Origin of the sequence: Acidaminococcus sp. BV3L6, from assembly GCF_000468835.1 — a bacterium.
Classification (GTDB): Bacteria; Bacillota; Negativicutes; order Acidaminococcales; family Acidaminococcaceae; genus Acidaminococcus; species Acidaminococcus intestini.
On sequence record NZ_AWUR01000026.1, the window covers coordinates 1 to 549 of the forward strand.

The window sequence follows — 549 nt, forward strand, 5'->3', positions numbered from 1 at the left end:
ATCCTTGAATCGAAGCACCTTGGAAAATGCGTATTTTAGCGCGTAAGCACATCTTAGACGAGGAGAACAGCGAAGGATTCCCTCCAGCTTTATAAGCTCTTCTTCGGTTAATTTCTCATATGGTTTCGTTAAGATTGTCTTGTTGGACTTAAACATTCGGCTATGGTGACAAAGGCGCTTTTGCTCTGCTTTGCGAACGCGCTCCATGGCCCATTGGACTAAGCGGATCATATGAAAACGGTCTGCCACGATGCGCGCCTTGGGGAAGATCGTTTTTATGACTGAACGGAACTGCATAGACATGTCCATTGTGACAAATTCTACTTTTCGTCGTTCACTCATTGGAAATTGATAGAAATACTGGAGCAGAACCGGTGTGGTTCGTGCCGGAAGAATGTCCATTATACGCTTGTTTTCAGAGTCAGTGATGATGACTTGGTACTTCTGACCGGCAGCATTTCCTTTAAATTCATCGATGGAAAGCACGCGGGGAAGGTGACTGGGACGAGGAATATGGACTTCATTAAAGACACGAATGACCTGGCTGGT

Annotated in this window: 1 protein-coding gene; it reads right to left on the reverse strand. The window is 45.5% G+C overall.

Features of this window, described 5'->3' with window-relative positions; genetic code table 11:
• On the reverse strand, positions 1 to 549 hold a 549-nt coding region (locus tag HMPREF1246_RS05365), incomplete at both ends, for an ISL3 family transposase (RefSeq protein ID WP_021736922.1).